A 26,114-nucleotide genomic window follows, 5' to 3' on the forward strand; every position below is an offset into this window, starting at 1 on the left:
AATCCGAAATCGCCTCTTGCCGCAGTCGCCTCTGGCTCCGTAAGATTTGTTACGCGATCGCCAGCATGGTGATCCGGCCCCTATCCGGATCGCAATCTTGCGGTGCTATTTAGCCTATGTGACGTCAAGATGGCAAAGCGCCTGAATGACAATTGTAAAACAGCAGGCACAATTTGCAAAGCAGCAGGCAGAGCCCGTCTGCTCCAACAGCGAGATGGAACCATCATGCCGATCCTGAACCGCGCCGCCGAAATGCAAGACGAGGTCGCCGGCTGGCGCCGCCATCTGCACCAGACGCCGGAGCTGAATTTCGACGTCTTCAAGACCGCCGCCTTCGTCACCGAGAAGCTGAAGGCCTTCGGTTGCGACGACGTGGTGACCGGGCTCGGCAAGACCGGCGTCGTCGGCATCATCCGCGGCCGCCTGGGCGAAGGCACGACCATCGGCCTGCGCGCCGACATGGACGCGCTGCCGCTCAACGAGATCTCCGGAAAATCCTACGCCTCGACCATTCCGGGCAAGATGCACGCCTGCGGCCACGACGGCCACACCGCAATGCTGCTCGGTGCTGCCAAATATCTTGCCGAGACGCGCAATTTCGCCGGCTCCCTCGCGGTGATCTTCCAGCCGGCCGAAGAAGGCGGCGGCGGCGGCAACGAGATGGTCAAGGAGGGCATGATGGAGCGCTTCGGCATCTCCAAGGTGTTCGGCATGCACAACATGCCGGGCCTGCCGGTCGGCCAGTTCGCCATCAAGCCGGGCCCGATCATGGCGGCGACCGCCGAATTCACCATCACCGTCAAGGGCCGAGGCGGGCATGCGGCGATGCCGCACGGCACGATCGACCCGATCGTCATCACCAGCCAGCTCGTCGGCGCTCTGCAGACGATCGCCTCGCGCAGCACCGATCCGGTCGAGGCTGTCGTGGTGTCGGTGACGAAATTCCACGCCGGCGACGCCTACAACGTCATTCCCGAGAGCGCCGAGATCGCCGGCACCGTGCGCACGCTGAAGAAGGAGGTCGCCAGGAAGGCTGAGGAGCGCGTGCGCGCGATCTGCGAGGGCGTGGGCGCGGCCTTCGGCGCAACGATCGAGGTGGATTACAATGCCAATTATCCCGTCACCTTCAACCATCCGGAAGAGACGGCCTTTGCCAGCGACGTCGCGGCTGATGTCGCCGGCGAGGCGCATGTGCATCGCGCCATCCAGCCGGTGATGGGCGGCGAGGATTTCTCCTACATGCTGGAAGCGCGGCCGGGCGCCTTCATCTTCATCGGCAATGGCGACACGGCCGGTCTCCACAATCCTGCCTACGACTTCAACGACGAAGTCATCCCGCATGGCATGAGCTATTGGGTGAAGCTCGCGGAGACGGCGCTGGCCGCCTAATGCATCGCCCCCAAAGCCTACCCTCGGGCTTGCCCCCCAAGGGTAGGCAGCCAACGCGACGCCGATACCCACGCATCTATCATGAGCGTCATGTGGGGTGGAGGGGCAACCGCTGGGACTCTTTTCGAAATCAGTGGATGGCGCCTGGACCGCTATGGTCCGCTCTTCGGGTCCTCGACCTCCAGCGCCTCCATGACGGGCGCCAGATCACTCTCTTCGACCGGATCGGCCTGCTGCTGTTCGCCGGTCCGGGCCTTGTCCAAAGCTTTCTCAATCGCCTCTTCAATGTCGCCGATCTCGTCTTCGCGCACCTCGTGACCGTAGCCGGCGGCGTCGGCATCTTGTTCGAACTGCTGAGCCAGGACCGCCACGCTCACCTCGCTTTCAGCGGGCAGGTTACCGACGTTCTCCTGGAGCCAGGTTTCAAAGAACTCTCTCGTAGCACTCATGCGGCATCTCCTTCGGCACACTAAAGCGCGGCGGTGGTCCGAAGTTCCGCTATCCCCAGCTCATCTTTGCGATCCACCTCGCAACCGGCCGATTGCATCGAGCCTGCCTCTTGGCGAAACGGTCCGAAGCGGTTATGTGTCGGGCCGCGTGGTCCCGTAGCTCAGTAGGATAGAGCGGCAGATTCCTAATCTGTAGGTCACAGGTTCGATTCCTGTCGGGATCACCACGCTTTTCAAATAGTTAGCGAACCATTGCCGTACTTTTTTCCAAATTAGTACGGCAATTAGTACGGCGTTTTTCCCTAGAATGTCGACCACGCACGGCTAAACCGGCTTGGGAATGGGTGCCGGAATTGAGTAGGTTGCGGGGACACGCAACCACCGATGCCGACATTTGGTAACCACGCCGATATGACAGCGGCTTGTGCATCGATGATAGTCGAAAATCCCTCTAGGGTTCGAGGCCCGGAGGACGTATTCAACTCCTGATTGAGAGAGGCTTTTTCGTGGGCTGGGATCGTTACGCTATTCAGGCGGTACATAAAGACCTACTCCTTGAGGTCGACTCTGTAGGCATTCTTACCCTGCAGGGAAGCAATGGCGAAACTTCCCAAAGCGAGGCCTTCTAACGGCAGCTTTGGCTGTTCGATGAAAGCGTCCAACGGCCATAGGCAATCGTTCGTCTACAGTTCTCGAAGGCCGCAATGGGCCGAAGAACGAACCCGCTGCGCGGGAGGGCGCCTGCAGTTGAGGTAGAGATCAAGAGTCGGCCGTCGCCGCTCGCGTTGAGCGTCGTCCGGCTGGGGCAGAGCATGACGGGCTTCTTCAACAAGGAGCCTGGTCATGCCCCATTCCGTTCTCGATGCCCCTATCAGCCCGCTGCGCCAACGACTGATCGACGACATGAATCTGAGGCGTTTCTCACGAGAGACGCAGCGCAACTATCTCCGCGACATCGGACGCCTGGCGACATTCCTTGGGCGTTCACCAGACACAGCAACCACCGACGACCTGCGCCGGTTCCAGATCGAGCAGCAGGAGGACGGCGTTCCCGTTCCGACCATGAACAGCATCGTGTCGGCGCTGCGCTTCTTCTTCACTCACACGCTCGACCGGCCGGACCTAGCTCGCAGGCTCGTACGGCTGTCGCATCCGCGCAAGCTGCCCGTGGTGCTCAGCCGCGACGAGGTGGCCCGACTGCTCAATGCCACAACCTGCCTCAAGCACCAGGCGGCTCTGTCGGTCGCATATGGCGCGGGCCTGCGTGTCGCCGAGGTGTCGATGTTGAAGGTCGCCGACGTCGACAGCGAGCGCATGCTGCTGCGCGTCGAGCGTGGCAAGGGCGGGCGCTACCGCAACGCCATGCTGTCGGAGGATCTGCTCACTCTTCTCCGGGAGTGGTGGAAGGTCGGACGCCAGCAGGGGGTGATGCATCGCGACGGCTGGCTGTTCCCGGGGCTGCATGCGATGAAGCCCATCAGCACCCGCCAGCTCTATCGCGTGGTCGTCGAGGCAGCGCAAGCGGCCGACATCGCCAAGCGGGTCGGGCCGCACACACTGCGTCACAGCTTCGCCACCCACCTGCTGGAGGACGGCACCGACATCCGGATCATCCAGGTCCTGCTCGGGCACGCCAAGCTCAACAACACCGCCTTCTACACCAAGGTTGCAACCCGCACGGTGCGCACCGTCACGAGCCCGCTCGACAAGCTTGGCCTCTTCAAGCCGGAGGAGATCTCACCCGACGGCTGAGCGTGCGCGCCTCGATCGAGGTTGCCGACATCTTCCGCACTGCCGGGCCCGCCTACCGGGCCGCCCATGCCGGGCATCTGAGCCTCGCCCAGCTCAAGGTCATGTCGGCGATCGAGCACTGCCGCACCGCGGCCCTTGGCGGTCACGTCGAGGCCTGCGAGGACTGCGGCCAGTGGCGCATCGCCTACAACTCCTGCCGCAACCGGCATTGTCCGAAGTGCCAAGGTGCCACGGCGCGGACATGGCTTGCCGAGCGAGAGGCCGACCTGCTGCCGGTCGGCTACTTCCACGTCGTGTTCACGCTGCCCGCCGAGGTCGCCGACATCGCCTTCCACAACAAGGCGGCGGTCTACGACCTGCTGTTCAAGGCAGCGTCGGAGACAATGCTGACGATCGCGGCAGATCGGAAGCATCTCGGCGCACGCATCGGCATCACCGCCGTGCTCCACACCTGGGGTTCGGCGATGACGCACCATCCGCATGTCCACATGATCGTTCCTGGTGGTGGCATCGCGCCGGACGGAAACCGATGGATCTCGTCGCGGCCGGCTTTCCTTCTCCCGGTGGGGGTACTCGGCAAGCTGTTCCGACGGCTCTTCCTGACCCGTCTGGTCGCGCTGCACGACGTCGGGCGGCTCAGCTCCTTCGGATCGATGGCGCACCTCACCGACCGGCGGGCATTCCTGCGCCACCTCGCTCCCGTCACGAGGAAACGCTGGGTGGTTTACGCCAAGGCGCCATTCGCCGGACCGGAGGCGGTGCTTGCCTATTTGTCGCGTTACACGCACCGGGTCGCGATCTCGAACCGGCGCCTCATCCGTTTCGACGAGGACGGCGTCACCTTCCGCTACAAGGATTATCGTCGCCCTGGCGCCGAGCGGCAGCAGGTCATGACGATTGCCACCGATGAGTTCATCCGCCGCTTCCTGCTGCACGTCCTGCCGCGCGGCTTCCATCGCATCCGACACTACGGCCTGCTTGCCGGCTCCGCTCGCAAGGCCAGCCTCGCGCTTGCTCGCGAACTCCTGAACGTCGCCGCACCGTCCGATGACGACACCACGGAAGAACCGGACGACTTCCGCCCGCCATGCCCCTGCTGTGGCGGCCGCATGATCATCATCGAGACCTTCGAACGATGGAGGCAGCCGCGCGGACCCCCGGACAAAAAGACACCGAACCCGGAGAACGCCCCATGACCCGGCACGGCATGATCCAGTCTCAAGCCGTAGGCGCACAGCCTCCGGCACCGGATCCACGCGTGTCCATGGTGATCATCAACGCCGACAGAGCCGCGCCCAGCCGCCCACCGTCCCGACAACACCGCGTGCAGGCGCAACGAGGCAGTCTGTCTGCATTCACCCCAGAACTTCCCGACACCGGTCGCGCCATCGCCGACATCTGCCGAAAATCGAAATCCCCATAGCCATCGCCTGTGGCCCGCGGGTTCCTTCCTCGGGGACTTTCGTACGCCTGCCGGCGCCCGAAACTCTTCACGAAAGCTGCCGGTCCGCTTTTCGCATCCAAGGTGGAGAAGCGGACCTTCACGAAATCAGACGATCGTCCGAATGGGCGCCAATCCTATTCAGTAATACGAGGCGGCACTTCGTCGCTCATCAGATTTCCTTCATCTGAATGTTGCGGAACGCCACTCGCGAGCCGGGGTGGATCTGCAAGCCGATGTGGCGGTTCGCCGGCTGGCCCCGTTTCGGATCGGTGTTCGTGAAGTCGGTGACCTGCTGGCCATTGAGGAAGACCGTGAAACGGTTGCCGTCGACGCGGATTTCATAGTCGTTCCACTCACCGGCTGGTTTTGCGGGTTTGAGTGAAAAGCTCTGGTTGTCCTCATTGTAGATCGCGCCGGTGCGGAACTTGTTCGCGCCGTTCGGATTGCCGACGCCGAGCTCGTCAATCTGGACCTCGTACCCGAAGTGGCTTGCGACCCAGGCGGTGTTCCGGTAGCCCTTCGTTCGCGGGTCCGGGAAGCGGAGCAGCACGCCGGAATTGTCCTCATGCCGGAACCGCTTCCACTGCAACTTGAGAACATAGTTCAGCGGCATCGCTTTGGTGTACCAGAGCAAACCGAGGCCGGTCGCGTGCGTCCCCTCGAGCGCGCCATCAACGACGAGGAATCGGCCCGGCCGTCCCGGCTCTCCGCTGATCGTCGACATTGCCCAGCCTCCGAGCGTCAGCCCATCGAACATTAGAGCGAAGCCTGGGTCCACCGTCGGGACGTGGTGCGGCATGGTCTCGATCAAATGCGTCGCCAGACGCCGCGCGAAGGCGGTGCCAGTGAGCATCGGGTTAGGGGAGCCGATCGTCGGAAAAAGCGCCGGACCGGCAACATACGCGTTCGTCACACCGCGAATTCTGCAGTGTTCATCAGTAACCGTGGTCGCGGGATCGGAGCCGAAGTGCAGGCCGCCAGCTTCATGGTGCGTGGTGCCGAGTCGATCGCGCCGGCCGGGTATATGCGTATCACCGGGCTGCCGGTCCCTGAACGTAAGCGGCAGGTTCGTATCGTCCTGGAGGTCCGCGGCGAACGGCACGGGTTTCCAACTCTGGTCGGCCTTTCGGATCTCGAACTCTCGGCCTGCGGCGAAGACGCGCGCTACTTGATCGGACGCGGTGTCCATTGCCTTCCACAGCTCCTCGTCGCGCGCACTCGGGACGATCGTCACCTCAACGCGCGAGTCGCTGACGCGCTTAATGTGACTGGCCGGATTGCGCGGTTCCATCTCGCCTATGCCGCGGATCGTGATGACCACGTGCTGGTCGTCAGCTTCGATCATGTCTTCGTAAAAATCGATGTCCGGCACTTTCATGAAGAGTTCGACGTGGTCGTCATCGGTCAAGTTGTCGAGACCCGCGGAGGTGATCTGCAGGTGGTAGTAGCCGAAACTCCCGTCCGCAAACTTATGCGCGCCTTTCATGAAGAGCGCTGAGGATTGCAGCTCGCTCGGCAGATTCGGCGGCAAGGACGAGCGCGGAATGCGGATGACGACATTGGAGCGGAGGTGGGCCATAAAGTTGCTGCCAACGTTCGGCAGGTTGGTGAACGAGTCAAACACGAGGCGTGTGGACTCGATTGTCCCCATGGCGATCACGACATTGGCCCCGCTCTCCACGGGAAAGTCGACTGGCACCTCGTTGCCATTCGGCTCGCGACGCCGTGCCTTGATTTTAGTAACGCGGACCTCACCGTTCGGGGCTGGCGAAGTCTCGAGCTTCGTCACCACGATTCTCGGGACGATCATGAAGCGCTTCTTGGTGTCGTCCCCTTCAGTGCCATCCTCGTTCAGCAGCCGTTCAATTTCGAACTGGGCCTCGCGCGCACAGCGGACGATCAGCGGCACCGTGCTGAACTTGTTAAAAGGGAAGAAACCGGGGCGCGGCGACTTGCTTTGTACCGCGAGGGGAGCCTCGAGGCGGAGTAGCCGCTGTTCGGCTGGCGACGTGGCCGGATCTATCTTGAGATGGAGGTCGAGATCGTCTAGCGGGACGGCTTCATCAACCTTTCCGCCATCGATCCCGTCGGCGAGGCGCTGCCGCAACACCTCGTGCAGCGGGCCGAAGATGAAGTCGTTCGTCTCGTCGACAGCGAGCTGCTCGGCGGAACGTGGAAGATACGTGTCTTTCAGCTCTGTCACCACCGCGTCCGGCCAGCGGTCCCGAGGCATCTCCGTGTGCTTTGCGTTGTCGAGGAGCTGAGGCGACCAGCCGCCGAAGAACGCTGAGCGGCCGCCGAGCATGACCCGCAGACCTGCGAAGTTGAGCTTCCCGTCGGCGGCCCAAGGTACATCTCGGACGAGATTTTCGATGTCGCCCCCGAGCACAGGGAGGTTCTGCTGGTGCTCGGGCAAGACCATCGGTCCGGCTTCCAGCACGAGCACGCGTCGGCTGTGAGTCTTGTCGTCGAAGTAGACGTTCTCAGCAAGAATCGGACCGAAACTACCGCCGCCCACCACGATGATGTCGAAAGGTCGTGCGTGGGGCCGGCTTATCGCGGCCAGGGCTTCCCAGTCAGCATTGCATGTGAATCGCCCGATCACGTCCAGCGTGAAGGTGGTTTTCTCGATCCCCACATTTGCCATGACGCACCTCCAGTTGCCGCGCTCACGTGAAAGTCGCAGGGAGGCGTTGAACCGCATCAGTTCACCGCCTCATGTAAGTTTGTAGATGCTCCCGTAATTTGATGGCACGATCGCCGGGAACCATTGGCCGTTCTGCGCCACCTGGATTGGTGAAAGAGTGCCGTCGATCATTTCCACCCAGATGCCGGCGGCAGGGAACGGCAGCCATACCTCTGCCTCGCTGTCGGAGAAATTCAGCAGTACGAGGACATCCTCGGTGACGCTCGTGCCCTGGGCGTCTGCCTTTCGTCTGTAGGCCAGCACCCCACGCTGAAGGTGCGCCTGGTCGTGGTAGTAGTAATAGTACCCGCGGCTTCCGAGCGCACGGTGGGTCCCGCGCAGCGTTCCCAAGATGCGGTGGAGGCGCACAAGCGCCTTCCCAGCCTCGTCGTAAAAGAACTCCCAGTGCAGCGGTCGCTCGAACAGGTTGCGCCCCAACCCCCCGGGCGGCAGGCCCCAGTTTTCCGCGAACTCCTGCCCGTGCCACAGCATGGGAATCCCTTTCCCCGTGTACAACGCAATCACGTACGGTTGCATCTTGTAGAACCGGTCCCGGTTCCCGTATCGCTCGCCGAGCAGGTCCCGCAGGTTCATCGTCCCGAACTGGTTAATGAAGCGGCCGTGGTCGTGCGACTCTAGGTACTGAAACGGGGCCACGGGGAACGTGTCACCGCCGGCCGTGTGTTCCGAGGGGTAGCCCAGGAACTCAGGATCGAGCTGATGGGCCAGCCGTTCGGTGACGTAACCGCCCCGCGCCATCTCTCTCGCGCGGTCGAGGAGGCCGTTCTGCCAGGCGCAGTTCGAGTGCGTCTGCGCCATAATTCCCGCCGCATCGGGGAGATGCTCTGCGCATTGGATGATCCGGCTGCGTCCGCTCGCCGCCTGGAACCGGGCGATCGATTTCGAGTGTTGGTAGGTCCGGTAGACGAGGTCGGCATACCCCTGACCGGCAGGGCCGTCGTACATGCCGGGGACGTAATCGTACCGGAATCCGTCGACGTGGTATTCCGCGACCAGATATTTGTTGAGCGTGAAAAAGTAATCACGCGTGAACGCCTTCCGGAAGTCCGTTCCGGCCCAGTCCTGAAAGAACTCCCCCTCGAACCGGCCGAGCATAGGGTTCGTCTCACCGGACGCCTCGTAGACGAGGTTGTAGGTGAACTCCGGGTGCGTATGCGCGTACACCGAGTCAAGGAGCACGGCGATGTCCCGCTCGTGCGCGGCATTCACTAGACGCTTGAACGCCAGCGGGCCGCCGAGCCGCTCGTCCGGCGCGAAGTAGTCGAGGGGCGTGTAACCCCACTCCACCGCTTCCTTTACGTTCGAGATGGGCATCAACTCGAGCACGTTCACGCCCAGCGCTTTCACGTAGTCGAGTTGCCTCGTCAGACCATCGAAGTCCGTGTTGAACTCCCGAACGTTGACTTCGTAGACGACCATCTGGTCGACGTCCGGCGGTACGAATGCGGCGTCGGACCACGCGAAGGGCTGCACCTGTGGATCAATCGTAAACGCCGACAGTGTCCCGATCGCCGTCTCCCGGGCGAAGGGATCCGGAAACCAGAATGCGATGGGGCGCCCGTCCGAACGGAGCAGCTGGTAGCGATAGACGTAACGTCCGGGCTGGCCAAAATGACTGGGTGGCGGATCAGCAACGAGTGGCACCGTCGCTGTCCAGAGATCAAGCGGTGATCCGTTGATCCACGTCATCCAGAATTCTTTGGGATCGATGCCTCGGATGAAATGGTCCGCCTCGTGGATCACCCGGACCTTCAACCGGTAACCCTTGTTGTACGTGACTCCGGGGAGATAGAGGCCGAACCTGACCAACCATAGCCCTGCCACGGGCGGTTGCGGGTGCGCTCCGACGTCATCGAGTGAGATCACGGACCACCTCTATGCATCTCGGCGTCACCGCTGGCCAAAGCATCGCGTAAACCTGCCGCGCGGAAGCCCGAGATCGATGCAATGCATAGCACGTCGCTGGACAACTTGCAGTACAAGTCGCGGAACGCGTACGCTTTGGAGGACAGCGGTTCAGCGGCTTACCTTGTCGCACGTTCTGCCCCTCAAGCTCAGGGTATCGAGCCCGCCTTTCTCAAACGGAAAAGAGCCCCTCAATCGAACCCCGACCCAAACCGCAACTGTAGTGTTAGCGCGCTGCTGACTTAAGAAAGCTGCTCGGCTCAGTGTCCGCTTTGGAGCAGCAGTGGCACTCACGGCTTCGGCCGAAATCGGGCGCATGCAGACTGGCTACATCGGGGCCGAGAGTTGATTGGCCGCTTGCATCAAGCGCGCGTGTGAAGCGGACATGCTCGGACCTGACGCGTAGTGACCGACCATACGTCGTCCAACGTCTCTCAAGATTGACGTGTACCAGAAGGTTAGCCAAGCCGGGCGTCGTCGCGGGGCGGCGATACCGCTGCGCCAGCGAGATCAGCGGACCTGGTGCGATGGGGTGCCATAGGGTGCCATAGTATGTGATCAGATCGCCGTCTCTGACAGTCGGAACGACGCAGGGCGCCGGGTCGCGTTTCCCCCGTTAGTGATGCTGCACCCCGACGACGGGGATGATCGCCGGCTCGGCGATGAAGAGTTTCTTGTCGCGTGAAGAACCGCCGCGAACTGATGCGAGTTGCATCACCGGGTTTCATCCGCTACATATAGCTTGCTTTTCTTGTATAGCATTAACAACTTGCGGTTGGAGTCGGACTTCACAATAATATTGGACACCCAGGAATAGCGCGACTATTGGAGCGGGAGGTTTCATTTTCTGCGGAGGGATGTGATGCCAGTATGCTTCATCCACGGCGTGAATGTTCGCAAAGATGACCCAAGCTACGACCGCGACGTGGCCGCACGCGACGAGCTGATCCGGAGCCTCCTCCTAAAACGCTTGGCACAGCGAAATCCGCGTTATGGCGGGCTGAAAATCATCAACCCGTATTGGGGCGGACTGGGCGTTACCCATGCCTGGGGGCAGGCGACGGTGCCGAACGTCAGCCTCCTAGAGGACCTCGGGGCGGCGCAAAGTTATTTCCAATCCGACCTGGAAATGACCATGCTGCTGAAGGAGCAAAGTGGGAGGGCAAGCGGACTCGAGCCTCTCGGTGCGGTCGATCCGATCGCAGCGGCCGCGCGACGCGATGTGCAGGCGCTTCTCGAGGCGGTGTTGGCGCCGCTTATCTATTCGGAGGAACCTCTGATCGATCGCGGCCCCACGCCGGACGCCGAAGCGCACGGTGCGCTTGAAGGGATGCTGCTTGCCGCAGCGCAGGACATTGTAGCGGACTCCGCCGTTGTGGCTGAAGTGCAAGCGGCGCCTTCCGGCGACGCCGCGCTCGATCTTCTTCGCGACCACCTCGATCAACGCTTCACCAAGCGTGCCAGCCTTGCCGGCAAACCCGCCGACGCCGGGGCGAGCACCAACCTCGAGGAACTTGGCCCGTCCTGGCTAACCGGCGCCAAAGACCGGATCCAGCAATTGTTCGATCGTGCAAAGTCGAAAGCGGGAAGAGCACTTTCGGCTGGCACTCTTGATGCCTATCGGGCGCGGCTCCACGCCCAGATAGGGCGGTTCCTCGGCGACGTTTTCGTCTATCTCCAGCATCGCGGCGATCGGGCATCTCCGGGTCCTATCCCGAAGCTCGTTCTTAATGAACTCCATAAGGCACGTAAGAGCGGCGAGCCGCTGGTGCTCATCACCCATTCGATGGGCGGCAACATCCTGTTCGATCTGCTGACGACGTTCGATCCTGCACTGGAAGTCGATGCCTGGATTTCGGTCGGCGGTCAGGTCGGCCAGTTCGAGGAGATGAAGCTGTTCCTGGCGAGCGACCGGGCACTCGGACCCCCGGCAAAGGTCAAGCCGTTCGGCGGGCGAGTGAAGACCTGGCTCAACGTCTACGACCCGGTCGACGTGCTGAGCTTCCTCGTTGCGCCCGTATTCGAGAGTGCCGATCCTCGCTTCGCCATCAAAGACCTGAAGTTCAAGTCGGGAGCTAGCACACTGGAAGCACATGGCGCCTACCTCAAGCGGCCAAGCTTCTACACGCTTCTCGGCAAAGAACTGGAGCAAAGGGTATGAGCATCGTTCTCCCGCCTGCGCGACCAGCTATGGAACCATGGCTGGTCTATGACGCCCGGAAGCAGCTTGCGGGCAAGCCGGGCCTGCACGTGCTGATCGCGGGCGTCAGCGCCTATCCGAAACTGCCGAGCGCGAACGGGCTTGGCATGGTGCCGCTGTCGTCGACCTCACTGACTGCCTACCTCATGTTCTACTGGTTGCTTAACGCTAGTCAGAACGACCGGCTCGAACAGCCGCTCGCGACCTGTCGGCTGCTGCTGACGCCCTCGGCTGAAGAACGATCGGACAGCGCTGGACATGCGCCCGGGATTGCCGCGTTGGCCCCGCCCAATTGCTCTATGCCCCTGTTCCGGGATGCGGCCGAAGCCTGGCGGAACGATGCCGCGACCAACAAAAACCATAGCACGCTGTTCTACTTCGCCGGCCATGGCATACAGATCACACGCAATAACCAGGCCTTGCTGCTCGACAGCTTCGGCGACACCGGCCCGGTGTCGATGCATTCCGTGGATTGCAGCGTCCTGCGCAATGGAATGGCGCCCTCGTTAGCGCACCCGGACATCGCGCGGACCCAGTTCTACTTCGTCGACGCCTGCCGAAACCTGCCGCCGGCCAACCTCTCGCTCGAGAATGTGCGTGCTGGAGACGTCTTCCAGGTTCATGCAAGCGGCCTCGACGATCGCCGGGCGCCGATCTTCTTCGCCTCGCCACCTGACGGCAAGGCGCAGGCGGTTCCCCGGGTCCAGACCCTGTTCAGCATAGCATTGCTGCGTTGTCTCGCGGGTCGGGCCGCTTTCCCGCCCGACCGAATGGCTAACGGCCGGGCGGCGAACCACTGGTATGTCTCCACGCAGTCGATCGCCCAAGGCCTGCCGATCATGCTCGAAGAGGTCAACCGGGAATATGGCGGCCAGCAGAGCTGGACCATGGATGGTGGCGGCAACGATGCAGTGCTTACCCACCTCAGCGGTACGCCGATCGTTCCACTGCAGATCGAAGTCGATCCAGAGCGTGCGCTCGGCAGCACCACAGTGGACCTGAAGCTGGGAGGCGCGCCAGCGGTACTCGCGCAGTTCAGGTCGAACCGTGATTCTCATCCCTTCCGAAGGGACGTCCCCGCCGGAATCTACGAGATCGGTGCCGTAGTAAATCCGAAGATTGACGGGCTGCGTGAAGCCGACCAGTTCACTCACACGGTCGAGCCTCTGCGTTGCCGGACGAAGGTGAAGCTGTCATGAGCGCCGCGCGCACCCCGCGCCGACGCCGGCCGAGTCGAAAGACCGGCTCGCTCAAATTCAGCACGGATTTTCGCTCGAACGAGCTGAAGGACCTCGAAATCCCGCTGGAGGTCAGAGCCCTCGATTCCACGGTCATGGCCAGGACCACGAGCTTGCAGACCGTTCGAGAGCTGCCGCCCGGTCAATATTATGTTATGGCCTCCCTGCCGGGCGGCCAGAATCTGTCGAGAGCGGTGAAGATCCCGAAGAATCCCTCGCCCGAACCGATCGAGGTGCCGCTTTCCGTCCGCGAGTCGCAGCGGTCGGCAAGGGAAACGGACGAGAGATCCGAGTATATGGGCCTACCGGTCAAGACTGCGCTCAGCTCAGCGCCGCCGGTCGACCAAGCGGGCTGGAGATCGCCCGTGCCTCTGGCGCAGGATCCGGCCAGCGCGCTCGCGGCTACGACTGTCACTGGCGCAAGTACGTTCGAATCCGCACCCCGCGGCGCTCGCCCCGGCGCCCGGCAGATCGGCCTCGAGATACTGGGCGCGGCCCCGGGCGACTTCACTCTGGCCGCACCGCGGGAATCGGAGAGCGTCTTGCTGCTTGCCGAATTCGCCGCATTGCAGTCGGGCACGCCGCCACCAACACACGCCGCGGGCGGCGGCCTTGCCACCCTCGAAGTCATGGGGCCGGCCGGACCGGCCACGGCGCCGGCCATCGCTTCGCAAGCGGCAGTGCAGGCCGCTGCCGGACCGCTTGACGTTCAGCTCGCTTTCTTCCGCGGCAACCCACTCTCTTTCAAATCGAACCTGGTGGTCGACAACACGCCCTGGATAGCGAGCGTCGCAGACCGAAGCATCCGGATCGCCGTCAATGGCAACAACTCCCCATGCACGCTGCAGGTCATCGAGGCAGGCCGACCGCCACTGAATATCGCCCTTCCGGTTTCTACCGAACACGGCTGCCTGGTCGAGATTTCGAGACTTGCGGCGCCGCTGAATCCGACGTCGGATGTGGACGTGATCTCGATCGATGTTCACCTCGACAGTGCTGCCGCCAACTCGCTGCTTCGTTATCGCGCGATGGGAGAGCTCAGGCAGGTCGAGACCAGCCTCGGCGATGGTCAGACATCGACTGCCCACCACCTGCTTTCGGAGAAGTTCGAAGATCCGGTCGCTGCGGTCGTCGGCGGCTATACTCTGCTTCGATTCAATAAGTTGGACCGGCTGCCGGACAGCTGGACCAACAATCTTTCAAACCAATTCGAATGGCTGCCGGATGGGGCGGTGATCCGCGGAGAGCATCTCGCACGGCTGGGAAGGCACGACGAGGCGCTCGACGCTTTCCTGCTTCTTTCCGGGCGTGGGCTGCCGATGTTCACTGAGGGCCTCGGTTACGCGATGGATCGGCTCGACCTCTATCTGCGAACGCTCGAAAGCTCGCTCAGTCGGGACGCGCTGCAGCGAGCTCGCGGCCTGACCGCATTGCTGCGCAAGTTCTGCAAATATTCGAGCAATAACCGGCAGCTGCTCAGCTACACCGGCCTTTCGCCAAACAGGCCGGGCCGCGAGCTGGTTCGTGACCTTCGCGGCGGTGAAGCCAGCTTGGGACTGCTTACCCTGCGCCTCGACCCGAACGGCGCTGCGATCATGCCGAACCCACCCCAGCCAGCAGGAGCTACGCCAACCATGCTCCTCGAGACACAGGGTGTCACGGAGCCCTCGCTCCCTCCGGCTGCAGCGCGCCTGGCGCTGCCGGAAACGGTTCTCGCTGCCACCGAGCAGCGCTTTGCCGAGCGCACGGCGGAACGAACCGCTCACATCGAAAAGATAGACAAGGCCAAGGAGCGGAAGGGAAGCCTTCTCGAGGTCGATGACCAAGACAGGATCGCGTTGCGGAGCCAGCGCGTGCTGTCGCAGCCCGGCGTCCGCGATATCCTGGCCGGTGGGCCGGGCGGAAATCAGCTCGAAACGCTAGGCACAGTCGATCCAATCGTTCTCGAGCGGATCATCGGCGGCGACAATCTGCTGGGAGCCGCCTTCCTGAAAATCGGCACCAAGGTCTCTCGCACGGTCGCGCGCGTAGTCGTCCGCGGTCCGTCGGGCGCGACGCTGGGGTTCGGCACGGCTTCGCTGGTATCGCCGCGGCTGGTCATGACCAACAATCACGTGTTTCCGGACGCTCTCGCGGCGCAGTCCTCCGAGGTGGAGTTTGACTATGAGACCGGGGAGGACGGGCGGCCGCTCCCGCTCAGCGTCTTCAGGCTCGAGCCTAACATCTTCTTCTACACAGATGCCGATCTCGACTTCACCATCGTCGCCGTTACCGAGCGATCGCAGGATGGCCGGTCCTCGATCGGTGATTTCGGCTTCAATCGCCTCACTGAAGAGCTCGGCAAGGTGGTGCTCGGCGAATCCGTCAACATCGTCCAGCATCCTGACGGGCGTCCAAAACAGATCGCGCTTCAGCAAAACGAACTGATCGATCGGCTCGAGAATTTCCTACATTACCGGACGGACACCCTGCCTGGCTCATCGGGGTCGCCGGTGTTCAACAATCAGTGGGAAATGATCGCACTTCATCATTCCGGCGTGGCCGCCCGGGATGCCAATGGCCGAATCCTAAGCCGCGATGATCGGATATGGACGCCGGACATGGGCGAAGCCGCAGTCAAATGGATCGCCAACGAAGGTGCCAGAATCAGCAGTATCATCGCCCGGCTCCGCAGTCTCACCAGCCTGTCGCCGCAACAACAGGCTTTGCTCGACCAACTGTTGACGCCTCCGATTTTGGCGCCGGAGGCCCAGCTGAGCCCGGTCGCGATCGTAAATTCGCCGGGAGACACCCAACCAATGACATCAAGCACGTCCAGCGCACTCAACGAACCGAATGCTTCGCGAGCCGCTTCGCCGGCTCAGAGCACGATTGCCGGCGAAATCGTCTTCAACGTGCCTCTCACCATTTCCGTCAGGCTGGGAACTCCCGACGCGGTGCAGGCGCGGCCGGTTGCTCCGGCGATAAGCGCCCGGACACACCTCCTCGAGCGGCTCACACCCAAGCAGCCGATCGTCGACCGCAACTACGCTTCCCGAGCCGGCTATGATCCGGCGTTTCTCGGACCTAATTTTTTGGTCCCACTTCCCACAGTAACGGATCTCACTACCGTTTCGAGTATGGCCGATGGTCGCCATGCAATCCCCTACGAGCATTTCTCCATCGTCATGCACAAGCCGCGCCGCCTCGCGCTGTTCACCGCCACAAACGTAGATGGTCGTCAGGCAAGCCGCCGTCCCGAACCGGGCCGTGACTATTCGCGCAAGGGACTGACCGGACTTGGTCGGAACAATATAGAGGAGTGGGTCACGGAACCCCGAATTCCAAGCTCGCATCAACTGCCCGACAAATTCTACAGCAACGATCGAGGCGCGTTCGACAAAGGCCACGTCGTACGGCGCGACGATGTTTGCTTCGGCAACTCCTTCGCTCAGATCCAGCGGGCCAACGGCGATACCTACCACACCACCAACTGCTCGCCTCAGGTGTCAGGTTACAATCAATCGGCACGAGGGGTCGACAATTGGGGAGATCTCGAAAACTTCGTGCTGATGCAGGCCAAGGTGGAAACCTATTGCGTCTTCGCCGGCCCGATCTTTCAGCAGACGGACCGCGAGTTCCACGGCGTGGGTGAGGACGGTCCGCTTCGGGTCAAGATTCCCAGGAGCTACTGGAAGGTTGTCGTCGCCGCCAAGGCGGGGTCGTTGCAGACCTTCGCCTTTGTCCTAGATCAGGATCTGAGCGATCTCCGCCTAGAAACACCGGCTGTTGACGAAGCGATGGAACCGTCTGCTTTCGAGTTCGAGCCGACCCGCGAGTGGCGGCGGAGGATGGTCGCAATCTCCACGCTCGAGGAGCGCCTCGGCAACTCGATCCGATTTCCCGAGGAGCTGCGCCAGGCAGATCAATTCAGCAAGCCGAATGGCGAGGAACTCGTCCGAATCGCTCGCATGCAATCGTGACGCTGGCGCGCTGCCGTCGGCGTGGAGCGGATAGCTGCCGCTCGGCTTCCGACCCCAAATTGGTCGTTTGCACTACCTTGCGCGATGTTCAAGTGCGGTCGGCCGCTTTCACCTGCCACGATTCTCGCCAGTAATGATGGCGCTAACTTGACGCTGCGCTTGCTCTTGGCGCACCGTCAAGCTCCAGCGCCGGGTGAGCGAATCACCCCATTGCTGAGTTCGAGGACAGATGAGCCGCTTTTAGGAGCGCTAACGCGGCGCCTGAATGGCCAGAATCAGGCGCATTGCGGTCATCGCTGGCTGCGGTCAGAGGCCGTTTTATGGTGCGATCTGCCTTGGTCTAAACCCGAAGGCAAACGTTTTCGGGACAACCGAAATCCGATCATGATTTCAGGACAGGTATAAGGCCGAGGATCTGCTGAATGCTTCGGACAAATCGCCTGTCCGGGAAACGGTCGTATTCCAGACATTCGCTCGTCGTCGTCAGATAGTTTATCGAGATCGACAGTCAGTGGGAACATGTGTCGGCCTCTTGTGGCGGACCATGCCATTCAAGTGGGCGTCTCGCGGCGACCGCCGCGGCCTTCAAGGCTTTTCTAGCCGCTTGACGAGCGCTGCACGCACCGGTTCAATCTTTGGGGGAGAGCTGCTTGGGGGGTGCGCGTGTCAGGACGGTCGGCAGAGAGATCGAATATCTGGGGCATGCGCGCTCTCATTGAGCGGCTTCCGATCGTGTTGCTGAGCAGCGTCTATTATGTGGTGGCAACGCGTGAGGGCGACCAGATTTCCGTACTCTTCGACGCGAGTTCAGCCTGGACTGCCTTGCTTGCGACAGCTCTCGCAATGGCGTCGGCAACTGGAATGTTGCCATTGACCCAGCGCGGCAACGCCATTTGGCGCCTACTGGATACCGTGCTTTTCGCACTGCCGGCTCTGCTGCTAATCGTCGCGTTTCGTCACTACGATCGGGCTGCAGTCTATATTGCCGCAGCCGGAGCGATCTTGACGCTGATGCTTTGCTTCTGGCTGCAGCGCGGCCCCGAGCCAACTTGGCGCCTTGCCGTCGCTGTCCTGAGTCTCGCGATGATCTTATGGCTCTGTCTCTATCTGGCTACAAGAATGTATCCGATCGCGTTTCCGCGGGCCTTCGGCAGCATCGGGCTGACGCTGGCATTCCTTGCCTTGACCGCCGTGTGCCTGCAGCTGATGGTGCGTTATCCAGCTCTTGGCATTCCGGCTGCCGTCCTCCTCGGCTATCTCTTCCTGTTCATTGAGCGGCCCCACGAGATCGGCCAGGTCGAGCTCACCAAGGCCAATGCGGTCGGTGGAGAGTGGCGGCAATCCGTGTCGCTACAGGAGTCGTTCAATACGTGGCTGGCCGGCAGAAATGACCTGCAAGCCTACGGAGATGCTGACATACCCTACCCGGTCTTTCTCGTGACCGCCGAGGGTGGGGGCGGCTATGCGGCCGCGCATGCCGACCTTTTTCTTTCCAAGATGCAGAAACGTTGCCCGAACTTCGCCCAGCACGTTTTCGCGTTGGTAGGCGTTTCGGGCGGATCAGTTGGCAACACCATGTTTTGGGCTGGCTTGCAAGACGACATCAATCTTGCCGAACCTATGGGTTGTAAAGACCACAACGAGGAGGACCCGAAGTCGATCGATCGCCTGTCGGCTGACCATTTGTCACCCGTGCTCGCAGCGTTGTTCTTCAAGGATTTTCCAAACAAGTTCTGGCCGGTTTTCGGGGACGGGGACCGCTCGGACGCTTTGAGCGAGTCGATCCTCAACTCGATCCATTTACCCCGTGACAAGTCGAATCCGCTGTACTTCGAGCACTACTGGAGCAAGGGGGCAGAAGACCAGCTTGTCCTGAATGACCGGCCCGCGCTGGTTGACGTCGCTACCAACCTGATGTCCGGGAAGCGCTACGTCTTCGCGCCCTTCGTGTTCAGCTTTCCAAAGCAAAGGTTTGAAGAAGGTCTGCTGGACCTGAATTGGCAAGGCGACGATGAGGCTGGGATACGATCCTCGGATATCCATCTGATGGACGCCGCGATTGCTAGCGCCAGCTTTCCCTACGTAACCCCCAGCCGGGTGCTTCACGGTATGTTCGGACAAAGCATTGCGCTGGTCGATGGCGGGTACATTGATAATTCGGGTGGCGAGACCGCACGAGATATCCTAGCCGAGCTGCAAGATCCGAACGTAGATTTTGACGGCTCAACCTTGCTCGGTTTACAGCCGCCGCGCTCGTACCAACCACCCACGGTGGCATCTGATTGCCACCACTCGCCTCAGTACGTGCCGGTCGCGGATCCCCGTTCACCGCCGGACACCCGGGTCGAAACCTGCGGCGTAAAATTCAGCGTGTACGTGATTTCGATTCGAGCCGAGGTGCCTTACGAACGGGGCGTGGGTGCCCAGAACTTCTTTCTCGACCCGATCACCTCGCTGTTGAAAGCGCGTTCCCGGCGCGGTGAGACCGCCCGATATGCGCTGCTCTCCCAGCTGTGCGGCAGTTACAACTGTCCCCCAGGCTGAGCTGGCATCAGACTGGGGTGTCTTTGAGAGCGTCATCAGAACCAACGACCTGTCTCTGCCGCTCGGCTGGTTCTTGCCGCGGGGTACGGTTGAGGACCTTGCCAAGCGGGTAGCGCCTGGATCAGATGCAACTTTCGATGATGTTCCCTCAGTCTATCATGGCGATGAAGGATAGAAGGCCGTCTTGGCGTGGCAGAGCGGCATGTTTGCATCGATGGCCGACAATCCGAGGAGCACGCGGGCGATCGAGGCGGTGTTCAAGGATCCGCGACAATAAGAGCCAACCGGTCGCGGCACGCGCCAACATGCGTTAGCATCCGCCGCTCGTTGTCCACCATCCCTCCAGCCATAGCGGGCGCTGTTCTCAACGTGAACCGGCGGCCGGGGCGCGCGGAAACGATCAGCTGAAGGTGCGATTTTCGCTCGGGCTCATCGCACGGGAAACCCCGCGCCTTAGCATAGTACCATTATTCGAATCTTATCAGGGGCTTATGTCCATCGCACCTGCGATGATAATCCGCTAGGCCAACTGCCGACCGATGCAGATCCGAGGATGCCTTAGAGAACACTGATAATGTTCGTCGTGGGAGCGTCCTTTGCGGAACTCTGGAGTGCCAGGACGTCGGTCAGCAGCTGCATGACCCGTGTTGAGCCATCTTTTAAACCGGTTGGATCGCTTGCCAGACTGAAAAGCTGACCTCGATGATTGACGGTCAGCCACGTGTTGTCGCTCAGCCCCCGACGCAGCCTGAACACAAAAAAGGTAGATCCATCGGAGTGTGGTACGGCCAAGGGCTGCGCACCCCTCGCACTCAGCCCTATCTGTGCACGCGCGAGGGCGCCAAGATACAAGATGGCCGCTTTGATGGATCGCGTCCTGAACTGAAGCTTCACGCCCTCGTTTGGCAGCGCTCGCTCCGTAGCTGACGCGCCGCACTTGTCGCCGGCATTTAGGGCTAAGGTCTGCTGAGGATCTGGATTGGGGTAACCGTAATATGCCAGAATGACCTTTGTGGCTTCTGTTCTGAAACAGTACCTGAATCCCGCTTCGCGTTTGGTAAGGACATAGGCCCCGTTATCCGCGGTGAGACTCGGCGCGCCGCTTGGCGCCGCGATAAGCGCGGCCAGCACCTGCGGATCACGTGCTTGACCTGCTGAAAGCCGCGGACCGATTGCAGTGACGTCGGAGATTCTTTCTCCATCCAGATTGTTATCGATCAGCTTATCAACCGCCGAGTAAAAATTATTCCATTCGGACGGCTGGAGCGGATCGTTTCGTATAACTTTGGTACCTGCAGGACCTGTGAGAATGATATCAGACACGAATACACTTAAGATAATCCTTGCGTCGTATCCTTCTGACATCAATGAGAACATTGCCGCCTGGGACAACGGCGTCTGGATACCCTGATAAAACTCTTGCGTGTTTTGGTTGTTGACGGTGATTGTGTTTCCGGCAGTCGATGTCGAGTTAATCGTTCCTGTAATGGTCTGGAGAGGGAGAGGACCAGTTCCCCCTCGGAACGGAAAGGGTATTGATGCCCCGATCGTACCGTTCATGGTGCCCTGAGCCGATGTGCTGGCCAAGTTTGAAAACTGAAGCGGCTCGGCGTACGCCGCGCGCACAATATTCGTCAGGATTGTTTTGACCCCAGCTTCTGCGGCTTGTTTATTGAAAGTGGTCGCTCGCGGCGCCACCACGTCTACAACGGCGCAGCCGGAAACTAAGGCAGCAATAGAACTTACGGCACAAATGCGCCGCATGCTTTGACGAACGCGCAACATCTCACCCCCCAAACAAATTATTGCTGGGCCCCACGTGCTATCATCTTTTAATTTTTGGATCGAAGCAAGGGCCTTGCTTCATACAATTTTTTGTTCATGATCGTGGAGAGCTCATACGTGGGAGGGGGACGTGCCCGCTAAGAAGCGCTTTTCGGCCAGGAATATGTTCTCCGAACTGAAGCAAAGCGGAGATTTCTATTTAACCGGCATGGTCAAAGAGGACGAGAACGACCCGGCGGTTGTCCTCTTGTCCACAAATGACGACTGCACCGATTGGCTCCCAATCCACGAGGATATGATTGAGGAATACGAGCGGTACGGCACGGCTGTCTGCCGTGACCATAGCCACGTGGTCGTGACATTGAAATTGCGTCGGCCCGCCAGTCCCGAGGCGAACATTTTCGCCCGCGCGATACCCGTTTCGGGGACAATCGGGCGTCTTGCTTTCCGGCAGGCTGCGGGAGGATCAAATACCGATTGTACATGGGATGCCAAGAGCCAGAGCTGGGTTGATCGCTTTGGGCGGCCATGCATCCCGAGATGGTGAGTTCACTACCCCGGCGAACGACGCGCTGGCGCCACATTCTGACGAGCTCGCGACACGAAATGGGCGCCTGGCGGCAGCGATAGGGACCTAGCTCCGCTCTTCGGCAAGCTCTGCCAAGCCTTTCGGATCTGTGATTTTCACGCCAAAGTCCTCCAGCAGCCACTGCCGGTGCGCAGCATCGAACACGGACGCCGGCAGCTTGCTAGACCCGGCTTTGTCTTCGGTTATCAGCCAGTCGTTCCCCATACCGACATGCGCTGCCACAAGCTCTCCATCGGCCTGTTCGGCGACCAACGCCGCAAGTTTCCGCCGATCATCATCGGTGAGAGGAACTTGGGGTAACGTGTCCAGCGCAAACATGTGAGAGCGGCCCCCGTCTTGCCAGTTCGCTCGCAAACTGTAGGAAAGGCGCCTTACCCACACCGCGCCTGATAAGGGCTTCTTGCGCCCTTGCATATCGATCGATGAACGCAGGCGGCTCATCGGCATAGAAATCCTCGGGAAGCTCGAGTTCGCTGTGTACCGGGAGTCCGATCAAACGGATGCCAAGCTCGATCGCATCTTTGAGACGATCATTCAGCACAGGCGGGATTGGTGGCCGGCTGGACTGGTTTGGCCCCGCGACCACAATGGTTTCTCCTTGAAATACCCTTACGCGTGGCTCTACAGGCTGGTTTGTGAGAAAGGTCCCGCGTTCCTTGCCTGGAACTCCTTCAACTGTAGCAACGCTTTCAGCACTATCGGCTTTGATGACCCCCCGTCCGATTGCGGCATTAACGGCCCTAAGCGTTCCTTGCCGCCCGGGATCAAACTTAAACACGTGCCAATGGACGATTTGTTCCCATAGATTGCTGTCAATGGTTACGCTCGGCATTTAAGACCTTTACCTACGTTTGGTGCATCCGACAGTTCCATAACATATGTACACGATGGGGCCTCTTCATTGGCGACGATCTCCTGCGCGATGTCCGCTTTCCGGCGGCGATGTCGTCCCGTTGTATGGCCGACATGGGGCGCACAGCCGAGAAGCAGTCGCGGAACGAGCGGCCGCTCTGGCCAACAGCGGACAGCGAGGACGGCCTGCTGTTAATGTCCACGGTGCTCAACGAAGCGCCGATCCTCCGCTGCAGTTCTCCCAGCCGCGCGAATCTATCCCACGATGCAAAACCGTTTCAAAAACCGTTTCAAGTCAGCCATTTGAAACGATGAGGTTCGGCTAAATATCTGAAGTTGTTGGCGCCCGAAGAGATTCGAACTCCTGACCCGCAGATCCTAACACCGGCTGAAAAACCGGCTGAATTTCCAATCAAAGAACTCCACGCTCGCAGACTCAACGCTATGGGCGACATTCGTATTCTCCTTAAAGATCGCGTAATCAGCGATCTCTCAACTCCGAAGTCGAGACAGTACCGCGCACGCGACACACAGCTAAAAGGCTTCCACATTGTGATCGGCCGGCGGACCAGGATATTTGCCGTTCAGGGAGACCGCGAAAGAATGGCAAGCGTGTCGCCTCGATCTCCGTGCGGATCGGCAATGCTGAGACGATGTCAACACGCGAAGCACGCGGAACGGCCAAAATCGTATCTCGCTCAAATCTCGAAGGGTGAGCACCCAGATCCGAAACCGATTGGTTTGGCGGTCGAGACCAACGAAGCCGCGGCACCCAACCGGGAGGCGACAATCCCATCGGAGCATAACGCAGCCGCGAAAGGCGTGACCCTAGTAGAAGCGTGGGAGCGGTATCGAGACGCCCACCTCAATCGGAGCGGGGGGACAATTGAAGGTTATCGCGACCACGTCGAACGCCTCTTAAAGGATTGGCTCGCCACACCCCTGCTACAACTCGCCGACGATCCGGCCAAGGTCATTGGAAAGCAATGACGAGATCACTAGGGAGCATGGCCCCTATATTGCCAACGGCAGCATGCGAACGCTCCGCGCCATCTACAACCACGCGCGCAAAGCACATCGCTACCTGCCGGCCGATAACCCCGCGAGCGTCGTGGATTGGAATTCTGAGTATCGCCGGAATACTGCGATGGGCCTAGACGACTTACGCCATTGGTTCCAACAAGTCGCGGCACTCCCGAACCCCATCCGTCGTGAGTTCCATCTGTTTCTTTGCTTTCCGGCTGCCGCCCAATGGCGATGATGGAGGCTAGGCTGTAGCATCTCGACCTCCGTCGCCGCCGTGTATTGCACATCCCGCGACCGAAGGGGAGCCGACCGCGCATTTGACATTCCGCTTTCGCGCCAGATGATCCTTTGCCTCGCGCGGGCAATCCGCTTTGGCCGCTACATCTTTCCCCTTGAAGCCAATAGTTGGCTCTTCCCTGCAGACAGCGAAAGCGGAGATCTGGCCGAGCAGAAGGAAGATCGGGATGTTCTAGGCAAGTGGGGCAATGACCAGCGGCAGACATTCAGGACGCTTGCGACGGCTGCTGGCGTCTCGGAGTTCGACGCACCATCGAACGCCGGGTACATTTCGCGGCACAAGCTGTTCGAGGACCACCTACGCATCCAACAGCAAGCGATAAGCGCGACGATGTTTGGCGCTCTGGGCGACCTCATTGCCAAGGATGATGCACTCCGCTCGTGGCTCGGCCCGGGCGCAACGCGACGGGCAATTCAGGTCGCTAAGCGAAACGATCGCGAAACTCTGCGCGACAAGTATAGGAGCGCTGTCTTCGTTCGCAGCGCGGATTCCGTCGCCTCCCGGCACATGGGGATATGTCAGTTCGGTGCCTTGAAACCGGCGGCTACCCACATGACCAGGGCCATAGCCCCAGCAATCGCCATTGGCACTCCTAGGATCAGCTCGGCCGTTTCAATGTTAGGACGAACCGGCAGGTAAAGCCCGGTGCTACACCAGGGGCTTTTATGGGTGAGACCAAACCCCAGTAAGCAAGGCAAGTCATCGTGCCAGGACCAAAAGGCCATCCACGGCACCGAGAAGGCGCACCATAGCCGGGAGAATCCTCGTCTAAGGTTCATGCCGTGAACTCCCGCTCTCAGAGGAAGCTAGCCCAGTGGCTCTCGGCCACAATCGAGATTGGCAATCCCTGGTCGCGCCAGTCGGTCGCCTTCACGATCTTGTCGCCAAATGACGAATGTTTCCACGATTCGGTGGCATACGCCCCTATCACCAAAACCTCTGTCTTCTGGCTCAGACCTCCCGTGAAGCCACCACGATCTGCAATGGCCTGTTCGCAGTGTTTTCGCTGACCGAAATTGAATGTGCCTGTGAAGCAGTACAGCCGGCCGGCGAAGGTCAAAGTTGGGGCCGGCCTGCAGAGTGGCAGCGTTGTCGGCTTTAGCACTTCCCCAAGTTCGAAATCACGATTCGAAAAGCTGTTTAGCGTGTCCAAGAGTTCGGCGTGTTCATCCGAATCGAGCACGCCGTCTGCGAGGATATCGTTGATGCGCCCATACAAGGTTCGGATAAGTGGCTGATTGCTGATCTCCGCATTCGCCGCCAACCATTTTTGAAGGAATTCGACCTCGGCCTTGTTGATGGTTCCATCCGCGGCCAGACCGCGCGCAAGTCCGATGAGTTCGTCGACTTGACGCGATGAGATGCGATCACCGCCAACGCGATTGTAAAATCTGTCGCCCACTAAAACCTCCCTCTTCCTCATTCAAGAAACCCATTCCTCATGCGTACTTTGCAGGCCAACGCCAATCCGTTTGCGCCTTGCCGTAGCAGTTGCCATAGTCGACGAACTGCCCGCTAGAGATGTCGCGGCACGCCCAAACCAATTGGCCGTACTGGTTGTAGAATTCATCCCAATCGGCGCCCTGATAATAGTTCGGCCTGCCATATCCGCCGCCGCCGCAGTTGTTGTTCGAGCAAACCGCGATGGCTGCGCCTACCGCGGCGATCGCCACGCCCGCGGCGATCGCTTGGTTCTGCTTTCTGATCCTGTCGGCGCATTGCTGTGGCGTCACCGATCGCCGAGCAAGCTCCGTGTAGAGACCGTCACGGAAGCTTTGATCGCTCGTCGAGGCATATGATCTGCAAAGCGCGGAAGTGCTGACTGCCTGGGGGTTCTTATTCAGCGCCTCTTGGGACGTTGTGCATGATGCGCTTGCAAGCGCAAAACCAACCGCAGCCGAAGCTGCGGCACGCCGGCCGATTTCCATTTACCCTCCCACCCAAATTATTCAGTCCGCCAAAATTCCGCGGCCA

At 60.6% G+C, this 26,114-nt stretch carries 16 protein-coding genes and 1 tRNA gene; 10 read left to right on the forward strand and 7 right to left on the reverse strand.

Annotation, left to right across the window (positions count from 1 at the left end; genetic code table 11):
• Positions 1 to 225: 225 nt before the first annotated feature.
• On the forward strand, positions 226 to 1,389 hold the full coding sequence (locus ACWTU7_RS20880) for a M20 aminoacylase family protein (RefSeq protein WP_455840042.1): 1,164 nt from the start codon (positions 226 to 228) through the stop codon (positions 1,387 to 1,389).
• Between the two features lie 152 nt (positions 1,390 to 1,541).
• Here ACWTU7_RS20880 and ACWTU7_RS20885 read toward each other — a convergent pair whose 3' ends face one another.
• Positions 1,542 to 1,838: a DUF768 domain-containing protein gene (locus tag ACWTU7_RS20885; RefSeq protein WP_029348647.1), complete on the reverse strand. Its 297-nt coding sequence runs from the start codon at positions 1,836 to 1,838 to the stop codon at positions 1,542 to 1,544.
• A 150-nt stretch (positions 1,839 to 1,988) separates the two neighbouring features.
• On the opposite strand from ACWTU7_RS20885, the gene ACWTU7_RS20890 reads away from it, so the two are divergent.
• From ACWTU7_RS20890 to ACWTU7_RS20900, 3 genes are all read left to right on the forward strand, one after another.
• Positions 1,989 to 2,065 (forward strand) — tRNA-Arg (locus ACWTU7_RS20890).
• A gap of 616 nt (positions 2,066 to 2,681) precedes the next feature.
• Positions 2,682 to 3,590: a tyrosine-type recombinase/integrase gene (locus tag ACWTU7_RS20895; protein ID WP_455840043.1), complete on the forward strand. Its 909-nt coding sequence runs from the start codon at positions 2,682 to 2,684 to the stop codon at positions 3,588 to 3,590.
• A gap of 2 nt (positions 3,591 to 3,592) precedes the next feature.
• Positions 3,593 to 4,786: an IS91 family transposase gene (locus ACWTU7_RS20900; protein ID WP_455840044.1), complete on the forward strand. Its 1,194-nt coding sequence runs from the start codon at positions 3,593 to 3,595 to the stop codon at positions 4,784 to 4,786.
• Positions 4,787 to 5,203: 417 nt separating this feature from the next.
• On the opposite strand, the gene ACWTU7_RS20905 is transcribed toward ACWTU7_RS20900, so the two are convergent.
• Together ACWTU7_RS20905 and ACWTU7_RS20910 are read right to left on the reverse strand one after the other, a co-directional pair.
• A complete protein-coding gene (locus tag ACWTU7_RS20905) occupies positions 5,204 to 7,681 on the reverse strand; it encodes a family 16 glycoside hydrolase (RefSeq protein WP_455840045.1) in 2,478 nt (825 codons plus the stop codon).
• A 69-nt stretch (positions 7,682 to 7,750) separates the two neighbouring features.
• On the reverse strand, positions 7,751 to 9,607 hold the full coding sequence (locus ACWTU7_RS20910; RefSeq protein ID WP_455840046.1) for an alpha-amylase family glycosyl hydrolase: 1,857 nt from the start codon (positions 9,605 to 9,607) through the stop codon (positions 7,751 to 7,753).
• A gap of 901 nt (positions 9,608 to 10,508) precedes the next feature.
• Here ACWTU7_RS20910 and ACWTU7_RS20915 point away from each other — a divergent pair.
• The 4 genes from ACWTU7_RS20915 to ACWTU7_RS20930 all read left to right on the forward strand — a co-directional run bounded on the left by ACWTU7_RS20915 (position 10,509) and on the right by ACWTU7_RS20930 (position 19,590).
• Positions 10,509 to 11,807, forward strand: a complete 1,299-nt coding sequence (locus ACWTU7_RS20915; protein ID WP_455840047.1) for a hypothetical protein — start codon at positions 10,509 to 10,511, stop codon at positions 11,805 to 11,807.
• A complete protein-coding gene (locus tag ACWTU7_RS20920) occupies positions 11,804 to 13,045 on the forward strand; it encodes a hypothetical protein (RefSeq protein WP_455840048.1) in 1,242 nt (413 codons plus the stop codon). The genes ACWTU7_RS20915 and ACWTU7_RS20920 overlap by 4 nt, the downstream gene beginning before the upstream one ends.
• On the forward strand, positions 13,042 to 17,046 hold the full coding sequence (locus ACWTU7_RS20925; protein ID WP_455840049.1) for a DNA/RNA non-specific endonuclease: 4,005 nt from the start codon (positions 13,042 to 13,044) through the stop codon (positions 17,044 to 17,046). The genes ACWTU7_RS20920 and ACWTU7_RS20925 overlap by 4 nt, the downstream gene beginning before the upstream one ends.
• Before the next feature lie 702 nt (positions 17,047 to 17,748).
• Positions 17,749 to 19,590, forward strand: coding sequence for a hypothetical protein (locus ACWTU7_RS20930; protein ID WP_455840050.1), 1,842 nt, complete (start codon positions 17,749 to 17,751; stop codon positions 19,588 to 19,590).
• Positions 19,591 to 20,148: 558 nt separating this feature from the next.
• On the opposite strand, the gene ACWTU7_RS20935 is transcribed toward ACWTU7_RS20930, so the two are convergent.
• The gene (locus tag ACWTU7_RS20935; RefSeq protein ID WP_455840051.1) at positions 20,149 to 21,375 is read right to left on the reverse strand and encodes a hypothetical protein; all 1,227 of its coding nucleotides are present in this window, start codon (positions 21,373 to 21,375) and stop codon (positions 20,149 to 20,151) included.
• 130 nt (positions 21,376 to 21,505) lie between these two features.
• Here ACWTU7_RS20935 and ACWTU7_RS20940 point away from each other — a divergent pair, with 130 nt between their 5' ends.
• Entirely contained in the window at positions 21,506 to 21,922 is a 417-nt protein-coding gene (locus ACWTU7_RS20940) for a hypothetical protein (RefSeq protein WP_455840052.1), read from the forward strand.
• Between the two features lie 87 nt (positions 21,923 to 22,009).
• Here ACWTU7_RS20940 and ACWTU7_RS20945 read toward each other — a convergent pair whose 3' ends face one another.
• The gene (locus ACWTU7_RS20945; protein WP_455840053.1) at positions 22,010 to 22,405 is read right to left on the reverse strand and encodes a hypothetical protein; all 396 of its coding nucleotides are present in this window, start codon (positions 22,403 to 22,405) and stop codon (positions 22,010 to 22,012) included.
• A 750-nt stretch (positions 22,406 to 23,155) separates the two neighbouring features.
• On the opposite strand from ACWTU7_RS20945, the gene ACWTU7_RS20950 reads away from it, so the two are divergent.
• On the forward strand, positions 23,156 to 23,806 hold the full coding sequence (locus ACWTU7_RS20950) for a hypothetical protein (protein ID WP_455840054.1): 651 nt from the start codon (positions 23,156 to 23,158) through the stop codon (positions 23,804 to 23,806).
• Between the two features lie 1,130 nt (positions 23,807 to 24,936).
• Here ACWTU7_RS20950 and ACWTU7_RS20955 read toward each other — a convergent pair.
• Together ACWTU7_RS20955 and ACWTU7_RS20960 are read right to left on the reverse strand one after the other, a co-directional pair.
• A complete protein-coding gene (locus tag ACWTU7_RS20955; protein ID WP_455840055.1) occupies positions 24,937 to 25,542 on the reverse strand; it encodes a BRCT domain-containing protein in 606 nt (201 codons plus the stop codon).
• Between the two features lie 37 nt (positions 25,543 to 25,579).
• On the reverse strand, positions 25,580 to 26,068 hold the full coding sequence (locus tag ACWTU7_RS20960) for a hypothetical protein (RefSeq protein WP_455840056.1): 489 nt from the start codon (positions 26,066 to 26,068) through the stop codon (positions 25,580 to 25,582).
• Positions 26,069 to 26,114: the final 46 nt, after the last annotated feature.

Source organism: Mesorhizobium sp. BHscii (assembly GCF_053848065.1).

Excerpts from the sequence above, each read along its gene's own strand:
- ACWTU7_RS20880 (WP_455840042.1), top strand. The coding sequence starts at position 226 with ATGCCGATCCTGAACCGCGCCGCCGAAATGCAAGACGAGGTCGCCGGC.
- ACWTU7_RS20935 (WP_455840051.1), bottom strand. The coding sequence starts at position 21,375 with ATGTTGCGCGTTCGTCAAAGCATGCGGCGCATTTGTGCCGTAAGTTCT.
- ACWTU7_RS20905 (WP_455840045.1), bottom strand. The coding sequence starts at position 7,681 with ATGGCAAATGTGGGGATCGAGAAAACCACCTTCACGCTGGACGTGATC.
- ACWTU7_RS20945 (WP_455840053.1), bottom strand. The coding sequence starts at position 22,405 with ATGAGCCGCCTGCGTTCATCGATCGATATGCAAGGGCGCAAGAAGCCC.
- ACWTU7_RS20930 (WP_455840050.1), top strand. The coding sequence starts at position 17,749 with ATGCGCGCTCTCATTGAGCGGCTTCCGATCGTGTTGCTGAGCAGCGTC.
- ACWTU7_RS20925 (WP_455840049.1), top strand. The coding sequence starts at position 13,042 with ATGAGCGCCGCGCGCACCCCGCGCCGACGCCGGCCGAGTCGAAAGACC.
- ACWTU7_RS20885 (WP_029348647.1), bottom strand. The coding sequence starts at position 1,838 with ATGAGTGCTACGAGAGAGTTCTTTGAAACCTGGCTCCAGGAGAACGTC.
- ACWTU7_RS20960 (WP_455840056.1), bottom strand. The coding sequence starts at position 26,068 with ATGGAAATCGGCCGGCGTGCCGCAGCTTCGGCTGCGGTTGGTTTTGCG.
- ACWTU7_RS20915 (WP_455840047.1), top strand. The coding sequence starts at position 10,509 with ATGCCAGTATGCTTCATCCACGGCGTGAATGTTCGCAAAGATGACCCA.
- ACWTU7_RS20895 (WP_455840043.1), top strand. The coding sequence starts at position 2,682 with ATGCCCCATTCCGTTCTCGATGCCCCTATCAGCCCGCTGCGCCAACGA.
- ACWTU7_RS20920 (WP_455840048.1), top strand. The coding sequence starts at position 11,804 with ATGAGCATCGTTCTCCCGCCTGCGCGACCAGCTATGGAACCATGGCTG.